Consider the following 18,915-nt stretch of genomic DNA (forward strand, 5'->3'; position numbering starts at 1 on the left):
ATGCAAAAATGTTATTCAACTAATCGCAATACCTATAAGAGAATTATACAATAGTCCATTATTGGCAACACTTTTAATATTAACTCTTACCCGATAATTTTTCAAAATTACTTAACCTCCAATCAACTTTGCGGAGATTATTCTTAATGTTCATCTTTTTGTCATATTACTACGTTCTTAATATGGTACTTCTTAATTCTTTTTGATAGAATAAATATATATTTAATAATTTATTAGGTGTGTGAGGCTCATGATTGGTGATCGCGTTAAAAAATTTCGTTTAAATAAGAAAATGTCACTTTCCGAACTTGCTTCTCAAGCAGGGGTCGCAAAATCGTATTTAAGTAACCTTGAAAATAACAAACAAGAGAATCCTTCAATTAAATTTCTTGAGAAAATAGCTGCTGTCTTAAATATTCCTGTTGATCATTTAATTCATGAAGAAGTTAATAAAGAGGAATTAGATATCGATTGGATGAATCTTGTTAAGGATGCAATGAATTCTGGTGTTTCTAAGGACCAATTCCGTGATTTCCTTGAATTTAACAAGTGGCGGATCAATCAAAACGATAAGTAAGACGGGTTTGGAAATTCTTTTTTATATAAAAATAAAGCATTCTACAAAGAAACTTTTTGTAGAATGCTTTTTAATTTATGTACATAGTAGTCTCGCAATTAACTTATTACCTCTTTCTGGCTAAGAAAGTCACGAACTGCATTTATCGATAATCCCAAGTCCTTTGCTTCTAAAATAAGTTCCATCCATTCTTGGTCAATAACTTCAGCTTCATTTTTTGTAATTATCATTGTTATCACTCCTAAAATACATTATGTATTCCAGGCAGCCCGGCCATCATAACAAGTAATACCTGCCTTAGATCCTCGGCTTTGCGTCCCTGCTTTTCAACAGGTTTGCCTTTTTCTGTGACTCATACAACTTAAGTAGCAATGTATAAGCTATTTATTAAAATTAGATAGGTCGATTTACTTAATCCATACTGCTATTATAACTAGTGCTATTATAGTAGGGTGTTGTAATTTGTCGGATTATTAAAATTTTCTCACAATTTTTTCTAACAAATTATCCCATGAATCTACAAAAAATTTCCAATTCCTTTTTACAACCTAAAATTTCTTTTTGTCAAAGGCCTAGAGAATTAGGTGGAACTTCCAATCAATTCAGGAAAAATTTATGCCTCAAACATTTGTCTAAATTGTGACAATTAGCATATAATGTAAACAATATAAAAATAAACTTAATATTATAAATATTACAAATATGGTGGTGAAGCAATGCGATGACCCTTATTCATGTATTAAACTTTTCCATTCCGATTGCGTTTATTGTGTTTGCTGGGTACTTTTTAGACCGCATGTGTAAACCAGATCCCACCCCACAAAAAAAGCTGGTGAAGAGTGAACCAAGTTATTCGGTTCACTTTACCAGCCTTTTCTTTTTTAAGGGAAGATCAAAAAAGTATTTAATTTTGCTCCAATCAGGGAATGCTACTTGCGAGGACGAAAGGAGTGTTGAAAGTGGCACGTGGTGAACATTTTGAACATAAGAAGAAGAACCATCCTGGGAACTTCCCAGAAGACAGTTTAACGGAAAAACATGTGAAAGAAGCTGTGGGTGACGAAGAATTTCTAGTTGTACGGGAAGCATTTAAAAATCGAGTCGAAAATGAGGATGAGTATCGCGGAGATACAGCTCGTTTGCTCAATGATCAGAATGAATAAAAGCAGGCGTGAGTTCCTCACGCCTGTTTCCTTTTTCATACTTCAAATTTTCATTTTTCTATGCTTAATTTCCTAATAAACTGTGAAAATTCAATTGCTTTTAACCAATCAGCTGCTTTTTCAATATCCTTGGAAAACACCCTGTCTTGTTTAATGGAAGCCACTTGTTCACGGCCCTTATCGTAAAACTCTCTTGTTTGCGTGGCCATTTTTTCTACCCCGCGTATTTCTACTGCCTGCATGGCACAAATCAATTCAATCGCCAAAACTCTTCTTGCATTCTGGATTATTTGATAAGCATGCCTTGAGGCAATCGTCCCCATACTAACATGATCCTCCTGATTAGCAGACGAAGGAATCGAATCGACACTGGCTGGATGGGCGAGAGTTTTATTTTCCGAAACCAGTGCCGCCGCTGCATATTGCATGATCATCGCACCCGATTGTAAACCAGGCTCGGGACTTAGGAAGGCTGGTAAATCATTAAGCTGCGGATTGACTAATCTTTCAATCCGTCTTTCTGAAATATTTGCCAGTTCCGCTACGGCTATTTTCATAAAATCCATCGCAAATGCAATGGGCTGTCCGTGGAAGTTTCCTCCTGAAATAACCTTTTCTCCATCATCAAAAATTAATGGGTTATCAGTCGCTGCATTCATTTCGATTTCTAATTTTTCTTTCACATAATCCAATGCCTGCCATGATGCACCGTGAACTTGCGGAATGCAGCGAAGAGAATAAGCATCCTGAACACGCAACTCCCCCTGCTGGGTTGTTAATAGACTATCACTTAAATAACGACGGATTCTTGCCGCAGTGTCAATTTGCTGTTTGTAGCCCCTTGCAATATGAACCTCTTCCGCGAATGCATCGATAATTCCATTTAACCCTTCCATTGTCATCGCAGCGATCAGTTCACTCTCATGGGCCAGCTGCTCTGCCTCCAAGTAGCCGATAACACCCATTGCTGTCATCGCTTGGGTCCCGTTAATTAGGGCTAGACCTTCTTTTGCTTCCAATGTAACTGGTAAAATCCCTTCTTGCTGAAGCGCATCAAAAGCATCCATTTGCTTACCTTTGTAAAATACCTCTCCTTCCCCAATTAAAACTAGGGCAAGGTGAGATAGCGGGGCTAAGTCACCGCTCGCACCAAGGGAACCTTGCTGTGGGATAACAGGAATGATATCTTTATTCACTAACTCTAATAACTTTTCAATAACAATCGGCCTGACCCCTGAAAACCCTTTAAGGAGTGCATTCGCACGAAGCAGTACCATTGCTTTAGAGACAATTTCCGGAAAAGGGTCGCCTATCCCGCATGCATGGGAGCGAATTAAATTAAGCTGCAGGTCTTGAACATGATTCTTATCAATCAGGACGTCGCTAAATTTACCAAATCCAGTCGTAATCCCATAAACTACCTTTGATTCTGAAACAATTCTTTCTACGGCTTCGCGACTCTTCTTGACTGCTTCCATGCTCTTATCTGAAGCATGGACCTTTTGCTTGCGATATAATACATCTTTCATCTGTTCTAATGTTAAACTTCCACCAGTAAGTGTGATCATAACGTCTCTCTCCTCTACCACTGTAGTATAATAAAGAAAGAGGCTGGATTCCGAATCTACATGATTTGGAGTCCAGCCTCTTTTATAATTAAATGATTGAATATTTTTAGATGCCTCATGGGATCATTCCATTCTATAACTATCTTATTGATAATTATTGTATGAGATGAATAGCTAATCTGTCAATCAAATTTTCAGAATTTTAGCACGATAACACTTTAGTGGGATAACAAATGAAAGATGAAACGTTCATGTTACAAAGATATCTTGAGCTTCCGTTATACTATTTAACTAAATCCTTTTTGAAAATCTACTTCAAATTAAGTTTCTTTAAAGCATCTGCCAATGCTGTATTAATCGGCTCTTCTTCCTCGTTTTGGTTTTTCAAATATTTTTGCACTGTCCGTTTATCCACTTTACCAGTCGATTCTTTTTTACGTCGCGCTTCAAAAGCAGATAGTTTCTCACGATGACCGCATTTACAAGCGAATATTTGTCCATCCCCTTCACCGCGAAGCTCCAGTTTTTTATGGCATTGTGGGCAGCGCGCATTTGTGACTCGCGAAACATTTTTTCGATGTCCACATTCACGGTCTTGGCACACAAGCATTTTGCCTTTTTTCCCATTTACTTCAAGCATTGGTTTCCCGCAATCTGGACATGATTTTGTTGAAATATTGTCGTGCTTATACTTTTTATTACTTGCTTTAATATCCGCAACGATTTGTTTTGTGTAGTTTTTCATTTCGCTAATAAACACTTCTTTTTTCAACTTGCCATGTGCAATTTGATCAAGCCTTTGTTCCCACTCAGCTGTTAAAGTCGGGGATTTAAGCTCCGCAGGAACCAAGTCAAGCAATTGACGTCCTTTTGAAGTAATATGAATGTCTTTTCCCCGCTTTTCGATAAGAAATGAATTGAAAAGCTTTTCAATGATATCTGCACGTGTAGCAACAGTACCTAGTCCACCCGTTGATTTTAAGGTATCTGCCAATTGTTTATTATTCGTATCCATATACTTCGTTGGATTTTCCATTGCCGACAACAAGGTCGCCTCATTAAAGCGGGCAGGCGGCTTCGTTTGACCTGACGTTTGGGCGATTAATTTAACGTTTAAGGTATCGCCTTTTTCAATCCGAGGTAGAATCTGTTCCTTCAGATCATCACCTTCATCATCTTCATCAAGTCGATTATTGTATACTTCTTTCCAACCAAGAGATAAAATGGTTTTGCCTCTAGCAACAAAGTTTTCCTCACCGATTCTAGCTCGTAGCGTTAATTGCTCGTACTCGAATGCCGGGAAAAGGACAGCTAAGAACCGTTTAATAACCAAATCATAAATTTTCCTTTCCTTATCTGTAAAGGCTGAAAAATTTACATATCCTTCAGTTGGAATTATGGCATGGTGATCGGATACTTTGCTGTCATCAACAAAAGATTTAGAGGCTTTGATTGGCTTTTTTAAAACTTTGCTTGTTAGTAAACGATATTCGCCAATTCCACACGCCTTAAGACGCTCAGGTATAGTTGGAACAATATCCGTTGAAATAAACCGCGAGTCTGTCCGCGGATAGGTTAAAACTTTATGCTGCTCATACAGTTTCTGCATAATGTTTAATGTTTCCTTTGCAGAGTACCCAAAGATTTTATTCGCATCACGTTGTAGTTCTGTTAAGTCATATAGACCTGGTGAATAAGATTTCTTCGGTTTCTTTTCAATTTCTGTTACTTTAGCATTTTGGTTCCCAATTTTTTTTACAATCACATCAAGTTTCTCTTTATCAAAGCTGCGGCTGTTGCCTTTTACATCTTGCCAAGTAAGCTTTAATTGATCTACTGTTTGTGCTTCAATGCCGTAATAGGTTTGTGCTTTAAAGTTTCTAATTTCGTCCTCACGGGCTGCAATGATCGCAACAGTAGGTGTTTGTACACGGCCACAGTTTAGTTGGGCATTGAATCGTGTTGTTAACGCACGGGTTGCATTAAGACCAATATACCAGTCAGCCTCGGAGCGGGCGACAGCTGAAAAGTAAAGGTTTTCATACGCTTTTCCCGGCTTCAAATTATTGAATCCATCTTTAATGGCCTTATCCGTAACAGAAGAAATCCATAGACGTTTTATTGGTTTGTTTATTTTCGCTTTTGCAATTATCCATCGAGCAACTAATTCACCTTCACGACCACTATCGGTTGCAATTATTATCTCCCCTACATCAGAACGAAGTAATTGGCTTTTTACCGAATTAAACTGCTTCCCTGTTTGCTTAATAACTACAAGCTTCAAATCATTGGGAATCATAGGTAAATCTTCAATTTTCCAGGCTTTATATTTATCGTCGTAAACTTCTGGGTCAGCAAGAGTAACTAAATGCCCAAGCGCCCATGTGACTATATATTTATCTCCTTCAAAAAAACCGTTACCTTTTTTATTACAATTTAATACTCGTGCTATATCCCGAGCAACTGAAGGTTTTTCGGCTAAAATTACACTTTTTTTCACTGTATTTAAACATCCTTTCAGTAAGCCATTGAACTTTTAATATAACATACAAATTCGTGAAATGCAGAATAGTAACGTGTGGTCATTGATTCTGGCTATAGGAAAAAGACTAGGAATAATCATGAATGGTAAGCACGATTTAATGTGGATACCATTTATGTTGTAAGTTTCTCAATTAAGATAGTATGATAGTATCGTCAAAATACTAGAAACGAGGACAATTTATGAGAATTAGGGATTGGGATCCTAATTTAAAAGTTCGCTTATTTAGCGAAGCAATGATGAACATAACTTTCTGGATGTTTTTTCCGTTCTTAACGATTTATTTTGCTGAAGAGTTCGGTAAAAGCAAAGCAGGTTTATTATTAGTTTTTTCTCAGATCTTTTCAGTAATGGCTAATCTGATGGGTGGTTACTGTGCGGACCGTTTCGGACGGAAACGAATGATGGTTCTGTCGGCTATTGGTCAAGGGCTCTCGTTTATTGCCTTTGCCTTCGCTAGTTCACCTTGGTATCAATCCCCATGGATGGGTTTTACCGCATTTGCAATTGCCGGAGTATTCGGTTCCTTTTATTGGCCTGCCAGCCAAGCAATGGTAGCGGATGTAGTCGATGAAAAGGATCGTAGTAATGTATTTGCCATTTTTTATACATCAATCAATATTGCCGTTGTCATTGGCCCAATTCTAGGTGCTATCTTTTATGTTCCCTATCGCTTCCAACTCCTTTTTGTAGCTGGCGTGGTGTGTATTTCGTTAGGGCTTATCCTAGCCAAATGGACACGTGAAACGGTTCCGGTCAAACAAAACACTTCCTCGCCTGACGGGAAATGGTATTATTTTTTAAAAAATCAATTAATGGATTATTCACTAATTGTTAAAGATAAAACCTTCCTGTTATTTATCCTTGCAGGTGTTTTGGCTGGGCAAACGTTTATGCAATTGGACTTGTTGATTCCTGTCTATATTAAGGATGTTTTCAAATCTCAAAGTCTTTTTTCACTTGGAAATTGGTCGTTTTCGGTTAATGCTGAGCAAGCATTCGGATTGGTGCTCGCAGAAAATGGCTTCCTCGTTGCCCTGCTGACCGTAATCGTCACAAAGTGGATGAGTAACTATTATGAAAGAAATGTATTCGTTCTCTCGTCTGTTGTTTATGCCATTTCAATGATTCTATTCAGTCAAACCACTTGGATTTGGGGATTAATGTTCGCCATGGCGATTTTCACTTTCGCAGAATTAATGGGGGCTGGGCTCCAGCAAAGCTTTGTATCAAGACTCGCTCCTGAGCAAATGCGCGGTCAATACTTCGCCGCCGCAAGCCTGCGTTTTACCATTAGCCGGACCATCGCACCGCTTGCGATTCCAATGACGGTAATGCTCGGCTATGGGTGGACGTTTTTTGTCTTAACGATCCTTGCCCTTTTAAGTGCGGGAATATATTGGGTAATGTTTTATTCGTTTGAAAAACAAGAAATGGATTCACAAATGTAAAACTTGTCAATAAATAATTAAAATTTGTACTAAATTGTTCACATTTGCCTAATTTGTATTATAATTAACTTATAAAGGTAATTAATATAAGGGCGGTGGAATCAATGGAATTATCCCAGTTTATGTCTCCAACTTCATTGTCAGGTATTATTACATTCGTAGTCCTCTTTTCCGCAGGTGTTTATTTTAATATAAAGGTATACGGCAGCAAGTTGCAGTAGAGATGAAAATCTTTACTGTTTTTTCTATTATCAAGTGTCCTTTTGCTTAATGTGCTATCAGTTTCTTTTTACAATAGAAAACGCTACAATTAAGGAAGATTCAGAAAAAAGGAGACGTACATATGAGTGAATTTCAAAAAAAACTTGAAAAATATGCTGAACTTGCCGTTAAGGTCGGCGTAAATGTTCAAAAAGGCCAAACCTTAGTTGTGAACACCACCCTAGATGCTGCAGAATTTGTTCGTCTGATTGTTAAAAAAGCATACGAAACTGGTGCACAGAATGTCATAGTCAACTGGAACGACGATACTGTTACGAAAACAAAATATGATTTAGCACCAGAAGATGCTTTCCTTGAGTACCCTGTTTGGCGTGCCAAAGAAATGGAAGATTTAGCAGATCAAGGTGCTGCCTTTATGTCGGTTATTTCGACTAGTCCTGATTTGCTGAAAGGTGTGAATCCGGAACGAATCGCCAATTTCAATAAAGCTGCCGGGAAAGCACTTGCGAATTATCGAAAAGCAGCCCAATCTGATAAGGTGAGCTGGACTGTTATTGCTGCCGCTACGCCGGCATGGGCTGCTAAAGTATTCCCGGATGAGCCTGCAGAAAACCAAGTGAACAAGCTGTGGGATGCCATTTTCAAAGCTGTCCGTGCAGACCTTGATAACCCGGTTGAGGCATGGAAAAAACATGATGAAACCCTTCATGAAAAGGTTCATTATTTAAATGAAAAAAGATACCAAAAGCTTCATTACACGGCGCCTGGTACTGACTTAACGATTGAACTTCCCGATAAACATATTTGGGTCGGGGCGGGCAGTGTGAATGAAAAAGGCTTTGAATTTATGGCCAACATGCCGACAGAAGAAGTATTCACTGTTCCTTTACGAACAGGTGTGAATGGCACAGTTGCCAGCACAAAGCCATTAAGCTATGGCGGAAACATCATTGACCGTTTTTCAATTACGTTTGAAAATGGAAGAATTGTTGGCGTGAAAGCAGAAGAAGGTGAAGAAATTCTGAAGCGTCTGGTCGATACAGATGAAGGATCGCATTATCTTGGAGAAGTGGCCCTTGTACCAGTTAACTCACCTATTTCACAATCAAATGTACTTTTCTTTAATACATTATTTGACGAAAATGCATCCAATCATTTGGCAATCGGCAGTGCCTATGCTTTCTGCATTGAAGGCGGCAAGAAAATGTCATCTGAAGAATTGAAAGAGAACGGATTGAACGAAAGTATTACCCACGTTGACTTCATGATTGGTTCTACTGAAATGGACATCGACGGAATTACTGCCGATGGACAATCAGAACCTGTATTCCGAGGCGGTAACTGGGCTTTTTAATGTAAGCACAAAAAGAGCAGGACTCCCTGCTCTTTTTTCTAAAAATAACATAATAGTTTGGAGGATGTTTTTATGTGGAATGAATTTAAACAGTTTGCCATGAAAGGCAATGTGATTGATTTAGCTGTCGGGGTTATTATTGGCGGTGCTTTTGGGAAGATAGTTGCTTCACTTGTCGGAGATATTATTATGCCTTTGTTTGGATTACTTATGGGAGTAAAGACCTTTTCTAAACTTGCCTATGGAAGTATAAAATACGGTCTGTTTATTCAAACAGTTGTTGATTTCTTTATAATAGCATTTTCTATTTTCCTATTTATAAAGTTCCTTAACCGCTTTAAAAAGAAAGAAGAACCAGCTGAGGTTGTTGTAAAAGCAGACCCATCAGTAGAATTATTAGCAGAGATTCGCGATCTTCTAAAAGAAGATAGAGATTTTTTTAGAAAAAATGAAACATCTTGACCCATTCATCGTATATTCTAGTAACAAATAATTTTTGAGGTGAAAAAATTGTATACACAAACATCTAGTGAATTTTTGCCTTCTGTTATACGTACGTTTGCCCTTTCCCTTGCGATTGCTTTCTTAGGCACCATGGCAGGTGTGTTTGTACCAGATAGTTTATTTATGCCGCTTGCGATTCTAGAATTTGTGATGCTCATGATCGCATTCTTTTTCAGACGTAAAAAGGCTATTTCCTATTCATTCCTATACGTCTTTACATTTATCTCAGGAATTACACTTTACCCCATCGTCGCCTATTACACAGCTGCTGCAGGTGCGAATGTGGTCGTCATGGCCTTTGCTAGTACAACCGTTGTTTTTACCGGTGTTGCTATTTATGCCACTAAATCCAAACAAAACTTCACCTTTTTAGGTGGATTTCTGCTTGCCGCTTTACTTGCCTTAGTGGTGATTTCCATTTTTAACATCTTCTTTCCATTAGGCTCGACAGCTATGCTTGCCTTCTCTATTATTGGAGTGATCGTATTTAGCGGTTATGTTCTCTTTGACTTCAGCCGAATGAAGCATTACGGTGTCAGACCTGAAGAAGTACCATTGATGGCCTTGAACTTATACTTGGATTTTATTAACCTATTTATTAGTATCTTGCGAATCTTGGGGATTATTTCTAGTAGAGATTAATGGAGAAAGGAGCTTGGAATTCCAAGCTCCTTTTCCTTTAACTATTATTTAGTAAGATGAATCCGCGTTGAATCACTTGATTGACTGATTTTCCCCAGTTTTTATTTCCTAAGTTCTCAGTAATACTTTTTACATTAGGGTGGCTGTTATTTCTCAACTTATAGAGTTCTAGTATTTCTAATCTCAGCAACCACTCATCTGGATAGTTCTTATCGAGGGTCGCAATCACCTGATCCATTCTAGACCAACTCTGTTCATTCCACACCGAATCCTCACGTAAACTGCGGATTTCTACATAAAGGCTTTCTAATTCATTCAGTTGCTCATCTACTGAATCCTCGATACTGTCTATTTCATTTGTTGGCCATTCAAAATAAGCATCCGGATCTGCCGCGCCTGCAAATACAGAGGTTATGCCTGCGCCTACTGCCATATCATACGTCCCCCACGATGGCTCAAAAAGGACCTGATTCTTATATGTTACTTGGCAATCCTGAAAAGAGATTAAGATGGGCTTACCAGCTGATAACAAAATGGTCTTCACGACACCCGTTACATTGATACCACTTTCAAATTTCAACATACCTTCGCTGCCTTCAATTATGCCTAAAGCCTTTAATTGAACAGACGAGCAATTTTCTAATACTATTTTCCCATCAAGGCTCCCGATAGGTGTCCCAAAGCCTTTATGATGGGTATCCCTACCATGATCGACTAATTGCTTTTGTTCGAAAGATAATGCGGTCGGCCCTTTTGTTCTGATATAAATTGCTTCTCCCCTCTCATCCTTTACAATGGTTGCCAGTGTCCCCGTCACTTGCAATCCAGACGAGAATACAAACGTTGCAAGATTATCAGATTGCAAGGCTTTTTCCAGACTTTCGGTGCCGCCTTTCATAAATGCCATGGTCGAAGCAAATTGATTAATAGCGGAAGCCAATTCACCAAAATCTTTACAAACAAATAATTGCGGCTGCGGCTTGGTGACATCATATGGAGTTTGAATACATTCTTCAACTGAAAATGGAATCTTCTTTACATCATCAGCTAAACAGCTTTGGCTCTCCCCAACGGATGAGAGTAAGCCCGCTCCATAAATTTTCGGATGATTCAAATCTCCAACTAATCCATATTCTACCGTCCACCAGAAAAGTCTTGAAACCATATCAGCCTCGGATAACCCTTTCACCTTTTTTCTAGCTTCTGCTACCAGGTTCTCTGCCTCTTTAACCTGCTCTGTAGTTGACTTAGGATCCTCAGCTACAATGGTTAAATGGCGTACCGCCATAAACACCTCTAACTTCTCTTTACTGGAAAGTGCCTTTGCTCCCATCTCACCGATTTTCTGAACAAATTCCCGATAAGATTTATCTAATAAAATCGGAGCATGACCAGCTGCCTCATGAATCATATCCGGTGCAGGGGTATAGGCAATGTTTTGGATGTTTCTTATTTCTGTGGCAATCGGTAAAATCCCATTAGCCAAAAATCCATAAAATACGGACCCGGGAATTAACCCATCAATCGTAACGGCACCCCAGCCGATTTTGGCCAGACTTTTATTCATATCATCTACCTTTGGAATCGATTCTGTTTTAATACCTGAATCCCGCAGACCGTTTACGTAAGCAGGATGGGCAACATCTTTTAAAAAGTAATGATTTTGCTTCATAACGAATCTCCACACCGCGTGATCAATGGGCGTATAGCGATGGTAGTACTGTTTTGAAATATAGGGCTGTAAGTGCGCCTTGCTTCTTTTTGCTCCTTTTCCAGTCATGGTGAACATTCTCCTTCACAAAGAATATTTTACTGGTATTATCATGCGAGTGAGTGCATTTTTGGTCGGAGTCTTTCCTTTGCCCTTCTCATCCTTGTTTTGATCGTAGACATGGGCAGGTTACTTTTCTTCGCAATTTCGATGAGAGAATAATCTTGATAGTAATATAGATAAATAGGATTCTTATAGATATCTGGTAATAGGTTAATCTTTTCAGCCATTTGTTGTGCAGAAAATTTATGTAAGACTTCCTCTTCCGGGATTACAGTTGGTTCGAATGAGGCTGAATAGGAATAAACCTCTTCCCTCCAAAATTGCTTTGACTTATTTTCTTTCCGCCAATAATCACGACATTTATTGATGGCAATCGTAAAAAACCATCCTCTATATTTGGATTGCTCCTTTATTGAAGGATATGCTAAATAAGCAGCGAGTAATACCTCCTGATAGATATCCTCAGCAAGTTCTTTATGCTTCACCAAAGATAAAATATATTTATAAATAGCCCTTCCATGTTCGATGACAACTTCTTCAAATGATGGGGAGCATCCACTTTGCATAGTTACAATCCTTCCTTTTTTCGAAATATAATTCCTCATACTAATAGACGGAATGGATGGAAAAAACCCCTACACTTCTGAAGTTTTTTTACAAATTATCGCTCAGTGGAGTTTTGAATGATCCCCTTCATAAAAAAACTGACCCCGATTTTCCTACAAATCGTTAAGTAATGCATAAGCGCTAACAATACAGCTCCAGTATTCATCCCAATAATCACGCCATTCATTCGCCATTCAGGCATCGCGGCAAGCAAGAGGATGAGTGCAAAAGAGATGATAGTCGACCAAATGATATGAAAAAATGTCTCTTTTAGTAGATTAAGTCCAAACAAAAAGGCCTGCATCGGCATGATAAAGAAGTGAAATAAGAAAAATGGCCAGAGTAATTGTAAATACAGAGCTGGTGTTTCTGATTTAAAAAATAGCGAAGTTAATTCCGGTGCAAAGAAGTAAAAAATGGCCACGGCTGCGACACCATATACAAAGGTGAGCTTCATCACCTGTTGAAGCATTTTTTGGAGCCGATGATAATCGCCCTGTGAGTAGGTCTTGGATACAGCAGGAATGAGAACGACCATAAGCGAATGAGCAATAAATGCCGGGAAAAAGCCAATGGACATGGCAACTCCCATCAGTAGCCCAAATTGCTCGGTCGCAACGACTTCACTCATGCCGGAACGAATTAACGCTGCCTTAATTATAAAGGGCTGAATCGCACCACTGAATGCTGAAAACAGACGAAGACCCGTTGTTGGAATCGATACTGCCATTAAATTCTTCTGAACTACCTTTTGTTTCAAATTAGAAAATGGCTGCCGTTTCAATTGCTGAAACTGGATTATGAACATGTAGAATAAATAGAGGAACACAACAATCTCGCTTCCAATAAATGTCCCAATGGCGATTAACAATGACTCGGATGTATCAAAGGCAAACAAACGAAAGAGGAGAAATAATCCAGCGAGTTGAATGGTTTTCCTTAAAAAATTAGAAACGGCGATTTTCCCCATTTGTTGCTTGCCCATAAAATATCCCCTTGCGACGGACGTGAAGGAAATGATTGGGATTAAGATTAAAACAAGCCATCTAACGTAGGGATGGTATTTATCAAACACAGGAATAAACGGAATGATCACTGTAGCTGCTAAAAAAAGTACAGCTGAGAACACAATCGTAATCGAAATGGCATGATGAAGGATATTTCGGTGATAACGGTCTTCCCTTTCTGCAATAAATTTTGAAATCGATACGGGCAACTCAAAGCTGGCTAGTAGAACAATAAAAAATATCGATGGCAAAATAGACATATACAGTCCCAGACCGTGTGGTCCTAACTCTCTAGCAAGAATCATATTTACAAGAACTTCAATCCCTTCCCCCAAAAAAGCTGCAGCAGCTAAAAAGAATATTCCCTTATAATAAATTCCCAATTTTTTCTCCTCCATACTAATCTCACTTTTATAAACTTATGAGACAAGTTCCTTGATTAGTAGGAGAATTTTTTTTGATGCGCGAAAAAAAGGGCTCGAAGCCCTTTTTATACCTGGGTTTATTTTATTAATGAATGCTTAAATGCATAGATGACTGCTTGGGTTCGATCTTGTACGTTGAGCTTGCTCAAAATATTGCTTACATGGGTTTTGACCGTTTTAAGGGCTATAAATAGATCGTCGGCAATGTCCTGATTCGTTTTTCCTTCTGCCATCAAAAGTAATATTTCAATTTCACGTGTTGTAAGGTCTTCATGTGGCAGATGCGTATTCTTTTGGCGCATTTTCACCATCATTTTTCCGGTTACTTCCGGCTCTAGGACCGATTGCCCATGGTATGTAGCACGAACAGCATTGGCAATTTCACCCGCTTTAGAGGTCTTCAACATGTAGCTGGTCGCCCCCGCTTCTAGTGCAGGGTAAACTTTTTCATCATCCAAAAAGCTTGTGACAATAATAATCTTCGCCTCAGGCCATTGTTCAATAATTTGCCGTGTCGCTTCAATCCCATCCATTTCCTTCATCACTAAATCCATGAGAATAATATCAGGACGAAGTTCGAGGGCAAGCTCTACACCTTTTTTTCCATCGTCTGCTTCCCCAACTACCTCAATGTCTGGCTGCGCTGATAAATAAGAAGAAACACCGATCCTCACCATTTCATGGTCATCAACAAATACAACCCTAATCATTGGCACCATCTCCATTAATCATCACCGGAACCTTCACTTCTAGCCTTGTTCCTTGATTTTTTACACTTACCACTTTTAACGTCCCGCCTACTTCAACTGCTCGCTCATGCATATTTTGCATTCCATAGGAGCCTGCTTTCATTTCATTTACATCAAAACCAATTCCGTCATCCACAATTCTCAGGATGACAAGGTCATCCCGTTTGACCATTAGCACCTTGAGCTTGTTTGCCTTCGCATGCCTTAACGTGTTAGAGATAGACTCTTGCAGGATACGGAAAAGATGATCTTCCACACCTTTATCTAACGGAAATGCCTCGGTTTTCCATTTAATATCCATCTCAACCTTTTGAGATAATTCGATTAATAACTCTTCAATTCCTTCTTGCAGTGTTTTATTTTTTAAAGCAACAGGCCGTAAATGTAAAAGAAGAGCGCGCATCTCTAACTGTGATTGGTGGATCATCTCTTCAACTAATTTCAATTGCTTTGCTTCACGATCATTTTCTAATTCAGACTGTTGCTTTGTTTCATTGATTGCTGACATCATCATTGAAGCAGCAAATAATTGTTGACTGACAGAATCATGCAGTTCACGGGCGAGTCGGTTCCGCTCCTGTTCAATTATTTCTTGAATTCTTCCTTCCAGGTCTTCCACTTTTTCAGTAGCTAACCGTTGTGAAAGTTTGGCTTGCTCAGACATTTGTTTGCCGATTTTATCAATTCGATTGGCAATCAGTTGCATTTCCGAGATCACAGGTTTCTCCTTGACTTCCAACTGTTTTCCTTCCTCTAATAAATGCAAGGAATGTTCAACCGCTAGAAACTGACTTCTCCAATACATCCCCGAGACTGCACCTAAAAGAATTCCAACAGCAATACTAAAGGCAGGGATAAAGATCACAAAAGGTATATTCATGAAATGTTTACTCCACAATTCCGCCCAACTGTTTAGTGGGAAAACATAGATAAAAATGGCACCGACTATGAGGGCAATGAGGAAGGAAAAGCTGACACTCCAGAAAATTTGCCGCTGGGTTGTGCTCATATCCGGCTCACCTCTAAATTTCCAACAACGAGCGAGGTGAAAATTTTCACTTGGTGCTCTGCTGTATCATAACCAGGTGTTTTTAGGTGTAACACCCGATTGAATAGTTTAGAGTCATGCTCCTCGAAAACCGTTGATGAACCTACGATGCAAGAATGCCGGATACTTATATCAATATCATAAGGAACAAGGATTTGTATATTCCCGATGAGATTACGAATAAAGATGACTGTTTCACCTTTTGGCAGCATCGTAAAGCTCAAATCAATAATCGTATCACCAATACCTGCCTGGATATTAATATCATTCCATTCATAAGGACCCGGCGGGGTTTTTTGTTGACCAAGGACGATATTTTCAAACAACGGCTCCGTTCTAATCATTGTTTCTTCATGGAAAGTTGGTTCCGTTGGAGTGAACTCAGGCGTGAGCTTCTTAGGACGCTTTTTGGCATATAAAAACTGAATAAAAAAGTGCAGTAAAATCGCAATCAACAAAAATTTAAAGGTCATCATATTTACGATACTAAGGACAAAGAAGATAATCCCGCCGATAAAGAGGATCTTCCCCGTCTTTTTCCCGGCTCGCTTCCGTCCGAGATATATCATGCCGCCAGAGATAAAAAGAGAGAAAATAAGCCCACTATTGAAAAATAAGATTTCCATGACAAGGATAATCGCACCGAGAATGAACATCCAGCCAACATAATCATTTTTAGTATTTTTAAACATGGCCAACCCTCCCTTTTTATTTTCTGGCTTTCTTATATCTTTTCACGTTTTTTTAGTTTATGGTCAAAAGGCGTAGAAACCTACGCCTTTTTAGAATACCATAATAGTCATTAAATGGACTTGCTTTCTTCCAATTTCATTTCTTTTTCTAGCTGTGCAACACGAGCATCAATCGTATTTCGGTAGTATGAGCTATTCACTTGATGCTCTAAACGGTCAAGATAGTTTTCAATGTCCTTAAACTTTGAGTAGGATTTATCCGAATAGTTATTAGCATCAAGAACCTGATTAATTTGGTGGTTCGCACGAGTGACATTTTCACGACCCATTAGTTCCATCCTTCTTAGGTGCATATCTTTTAGCTTGTGCTTCATTTCTTCATATTTTCTTTCTAAGTCTACTAGCTGACCCTTAACTTGTTCAAGCGATGAACTTAAGCGGTTGGCACGGTCTGCATATTGCTGATATTCTGTTTGAGCAAACTGATTAAGCTCTGATTCACCTGCTTTCGAAGCAACTTCAGCTTGGTACTTTCTCTTTTCTGCTAACTGGCCAGCTTGGTGATATTCTCTTGTAAATTCATCTTTAAGTGTGTACTGGCGTTCCAATAGCTTTCTAACTTTCTCTGTCTCTTGCTCACATTGACGCAGGTATTGGTTTAATAAAGCAATCGGATTTTGTTTATCCTTTTGATCAAGCGCCTCATGTAAATCTGCTGTAATCGTATTTTTAATTCGTGTAAATAAGTTTGTCATGATTATTCGCTCCTTTTAAGTTTAATAATTTTTTAATTCATTCCACTGTTTTTCAAAGTTAACAAATGGGTCAGATTCTTCCTTGACGGCCACGTACTTTTTCTCGTTCCATTTTTTATAAACGAGGTATAAAACATACGCAGCAGCTACTCCAATGATGGCCGGAACGTTATGAATAGAAGCAATCAGGACAATAACTCCGATAATCCCCAGCCCAATTTTTTTACCCATAGATTCAGCTTTTAAAAACATTTTGAGTATGAAATAGAGGAGCACCAGACTTACAAGTAATCCCACCATTGGACCAATAGTTGAAAGCAAGATCATCGCTGCAATTCCGCCTGCTAACAGTAAACCAAATTTTTTCATTTTGTTTTTCTCCTTTCTTTATCTTGATTTCATCTTACCTTTTTTTTTGTTCTTCATAATTGCGCTTAAGCTTGATTTTTATATCGGTCCTAAGACGTAGAAAAGGTCAGCCCCTAAGCATGATGCTTAAGAAACTGACCAAAACTAACAACCGCAGGCCCCTGCATAAATGTATGGGGAAAGGTTGAAAAGGATTAAGGCGATTCAAAACACTGAATTATATAAGGAAACCGTCCGATTATCTAAAACTTCGGAAATAGACATAGAAAAGCGTAGAGCTAACTTTAAACATCTTAATGCGACATTTAGTTTTACAGATTATTCTATTCAATCCTTTGGGACAAAAACGAAGAATGCATCGAAGTTTATTGCGGGACATTTAGGGACGCACATCTGTCAAAAACTCGCAACAAGAGCCTTTAAGGCGGTGCAAAAATTTGCTTTTAAAAAGGCGAAAAAGGTAAGGTTTAAACGAAAAGGGGAGTTTGTTTCCTTAGAAGGAAAAAACAATAAAACATTTCTAACTTACTCCAATGGTTATGTTTATATCGGGAAAACTCTATCGTTAAAATGCCTAATTGATCCCAAGGATCAATGGATGCAGCATGCCTTAAAGCATAGAATAAAATACTGTCGAATCATAAAAAAAGAAGTGAAGGGAAAAAATCGGTTTTATGTTCAATTAATACTTGAAGGACACCCCCATCGTAAATATGAATTAGGAAAAGAAGAGATTGGGCTGGATATCGGTCCTTCCACGATTGCAATCGTAGGGGAATCTCACGCCATATTAAAAGAATTTTGTGAAGAAGTTGTATTATTCGATAAGGAAAAAAGAAAGATCAATCGTAAACTGGACCGGCAGCGACGAGCAAACAACCCCAATCATTATCAAAGCAATGGCGTGATGAAAAAAGGTAAAAAGAGGTGGGTTAACTCCAAAAGATACATAAACACACGTTCAGAGCACAGAGAATTGGAACGTAAGATTAAAGAAGTTAGAAAACAGCTCCATGGTCGAGATACCAATCAAATACTTCAACAAGCCTCTTCCATTCAAACAGAAAAACTCTCTTATAAAGCATTTCAGAAAATGTTTGGCAAAAGTATTGGTAGAAAAGCACCAAGTATGTTTTTGAACATGTTACAACGAAAAGTAGGATCGCAAGGTGGACGGTTCCGAGAGTTTCCAACCTACTCCACTAAGTTATCCCAAACCTGTCATTGTGGTGCCATAAAGAAAAAGAAACTCAAGGACCGCTGGCATAGATGTGAATGCGGGGTCGTGGCACAACGGGATTTATACAGTGCATTTTTAGCCAGATATGTAACCAAATCAAATCAAGTGCATCTTCAACAGGCTGAAAACGAGTGGTTTCAACTTTCCATTGTTTTAAATGAATGCATCTTAAATTTGAAAAACATGAAATCACATAGAAAATTCATCTCAACATTTGGTGTATAAAT

The 18,915-nt window shown here is 38.6% G+C and carries 18 protein-coding genes and 1 riboswitch; of the genes, 7 read left to right on the top strand and 11 right to left on the bottom strand.

Translation table 11 applies throughout. From position 1 onward, the window contains the following. Window positions 1–250 precede the first annotated feature (250 nt). Window positions 251–577: a helix-turn-helix domain-containing protein gene (locus RCG22_RS11080; RefSeq protein WP_098263564.1), complete on the top strand. Its 327-nt coding sequence runs from the start codon at window positions 251–253 to the stop codon at window positions 575–577. 98 nt (window positions 578–675) lie between these two features. On the opposite strand, the gene RCG22_RS11085 is transcribed toward RCG22_RS11080, so the two are convergent. After that, complete coding sequence (locus RCG22_RS11085) at window positions 676–807, bottom strand: anti-repressor SinI family protein (RefSeq protein WP_082797573.1); 132 nt, start codon at window positions 805–807, stop codon at window positions 676–678. A gap of 30 nt (window positions 808–837) precedes the next feature. Next, window positions 838–927, bottom strand: a riboswitch (cyclic di-GMP riboswitch). Between the two features lie 609 nt (window positions 928–1,536). Between RCG22_RS11085 and RCG22_RS11090 the strand changes: the two genes are divergently transcribed. Further along, on the top strand, window positions 1,537–1,740 hold the full coding sequence (locus RCG22_RS11090) for a hypothetical protein (RefSeq protein ID WP_098263565.1): 204 nt from the start codon (window positions 1,537–1,539) through the stop codon (window positions 1,738–1,740). A gap of 50 nt (window positions 1,741–1,790) precedes the next feature. On the opposite strand, the gene hutH is transcribed toward RCG22_RS11090, so the two are convergent. Further along, a complete protein-coding gene (gene hutH / locus RCG22_RS11095; protein ID WP_308106841.1) occupies window positions 1,791–3,308 on the bottom strand; it encodes a histidine ammonia-lyase in 1,518 nt (505 codons plus the stop codon). A gap of 310 nt (window positions 3,309–3,618) precedes the next feature. After that, window positions 3,619–5,808 carry a DNA topoisomerase III gene (locus RCG22_RS11100; RefSeq protein WP_308106842.1) on the bottom strand — a complete coding sequence of 730 codons (2,190 nt, stop codon included), beginning with the start codon at window positions 5,806–5,808 and terminating at the stop codon, window positions 3,619–3,621. Window positions 5,809–6,032: 224 nt separating this feature from the next. Here RCG22_RS11100 and RCG22_RS11105 point away from each other — a divergent pair, with 224 nt between their 5' ends. From RCG22_RS11105 to RCG22_RS11120, 4 genes are all read left to right on the top strand, one after another. Further along, complete coding sequence (locus RCG22_RS11105) at window positions 6,033–7,301, top strand: MDR family MFS transporter (RefSeq protein WP_308106843.1); 1,269 nt, start codon at window positions 6,033–6,035, stop codon at window positions 7,299–7,301. A gap of 343 nt (window positions 7,302–7,644) precedes the next feature. Next, window positions 7,645–8,877 carry an aminopeptidase gene (locus tag RCG22_RS11110; RefSeq protein ID WP_308106844.1) on the top strand — a complete coding sequence of 411 codons (1,233 nt, stop codon included), beginning with the start codon at window positions 7,645–7,647 and terminating at the stop codon, window positions 8,875–8,877. Window positions 8,878–8,949: 72 nt separating this feature from the next. Further along, window positions 8,950–9,339 carry a large conductance mechanosensitive channel protein MscL gene (mscL, locus tag RCG22_RS11115; protein WP_308106845.1) on the top strand — a complete coding sequence of 130 codons (390 nt, stop codon included), beginning with the start codon at window positions 8,950–8,952 and terminating at the stop codon, window positions 9,337–9,339. Between the two features lie 48 nt (window positions 9,340–9,387). After that, window positions 9,388–10,023, top strand: a complete 636-nt coding sequence (locus RCG22_RS11120; RefSeq protein WP_308106846.1) for a Bax inhibitor-1/YccA family protein — start codon at window positions 9,388–9,390, stop codon at window positions 10,021–10,023. A gap of 37 nt (window positions 10,024–10,060) precedes the next feature. Here the strand turns inward: RCG22_RS11120 and RCG22_RS11125 are convergent, their stop codons facing one another. The 8 genes from RCG22_RS11125 to RCG22_RS11160 form a co-directional block, all read right to left on the bottom strand. Next, window positions 10,061–11,803 (bottom strand): aromatic amino acid hydroxylase, encoded by a 1,743-nt coding sequence (locus RCG22_RS11125; RefSeq protein WP_308106847.1) that lies wholly within the window; start codon window positions 11,801–11,803, stop codon window positions 10,061–10,063. Between the two features lie 41 nt (window positions 11,804–11,844). Next, window positions 11,845–12,402 carry an RNA polymerase sigma factor gene (locus RCG22_RS11130; RefSeq protein ID WP_308106848.1) on the bottom strand — a complete coding sequence of 186 codons (558 nt, stop codon included), beginning with the start codon at window positions 12,400–12,402 and terminating at the stop codon, window positions 11,845–11,847. A gap of 56 nt (window positions 12,403–12,458) precedes the next feature. After that, window positions 12,459–13,793 (bottom strand): polysaccharide biosynthesis protein, encoded by a 1,335-nt coding sequence (locus tag RCG22_RS11135; protein WP_308106849.1) that lies wholly within the window; start codon window positions 13,791–13,793, stop codon window positions 12,459–12,461. A gap of 119 nt (window positions 13,794–13,912) precedes the next feature. Next, on the bottom strand, window positions 13,913–14,545 hold the full coding sequence (locus tag RCG22_RS11140; protein ID WP_098263578.1) for a response regulator transcription factor: 633 nt from the start codon (window positions 14,543–14,545) through the stop codon (window positions 13,913–13,915). Then, entirely contained in the window at window positions 14,538–15,593 is a 1,056-nt protein-coding gene (locus tag RCG22_RS11145; RefSeq protein WP_308106850.1) for a sensor histidine kinase, read from the bottom strand. Before RCG22_RS11145 ends, RCG22_RS11140 begins: the two co-directional genes overlap by 8 nt. Next, window positions 15,590–16,324 carry a cell wall-active antibiotics response protein LiaF gene (gene liaF, locus RCG22_RS11150; protein ID WP_308106851.1) on the bottom strand — a complete coding sequence of 245 codons (735 nt, stop codon included), beginning with the start codon at window positions 16,322–16,324 and terminating at the stop codon, window positions 15,590–15,592. Before liaF ends, RCG22_RS11145 begins: the two co-directional genes overlap by 4 nt. A 110-nt stretch (window positions 16,325–16,434) precedes the next feature. Further along, a complete protein-coding gene (locus RCG22_RS11155) occupies window positions 16,435–17,079 on the bottom strand; it encodes a PspA/IM30 family protein (protein WP_308106852.1) in 645 nt (214 codons plus the stop codon). Window positions 17,080–17,100: 21 nt separating this feature from the next. Then, window positions 17,101–17,448, bottom strand: coding sequence for a lmo0954 family membrane protein (locus RCG22_RS11160; protein WP_308106853.1), 348 nt, complete (start codon window positions 17,446–17,448; stop codon window positions 17,101–17,103). Between the two features lie 184 nt (window positions 17,449–17,632). Between RCG22_RS11160 and RCG22_RS11165 the strand changes: the two genes are divergently transcribed. Beyond that, window positions 17,633–18,913, top strand: coding sequence for a transposase (locus tag RCG22_RS11165; protein WP_308106854.1), 1,281 nt, complete (start codon window positions 17,633–17,635; stop codon window positions 18,911–18,913). The last annotated feature ends 2 nt before the right edge of the window (window positions 18,914–18,915 follow it).

This window comes from Neobacillus nitrireducens (assembly GCF_030915405.1).
Classification (GTDB): Bacteria; Bacillota; Bacilli; order Bacillales; family Cytobacillaceae; genus Neobacillus.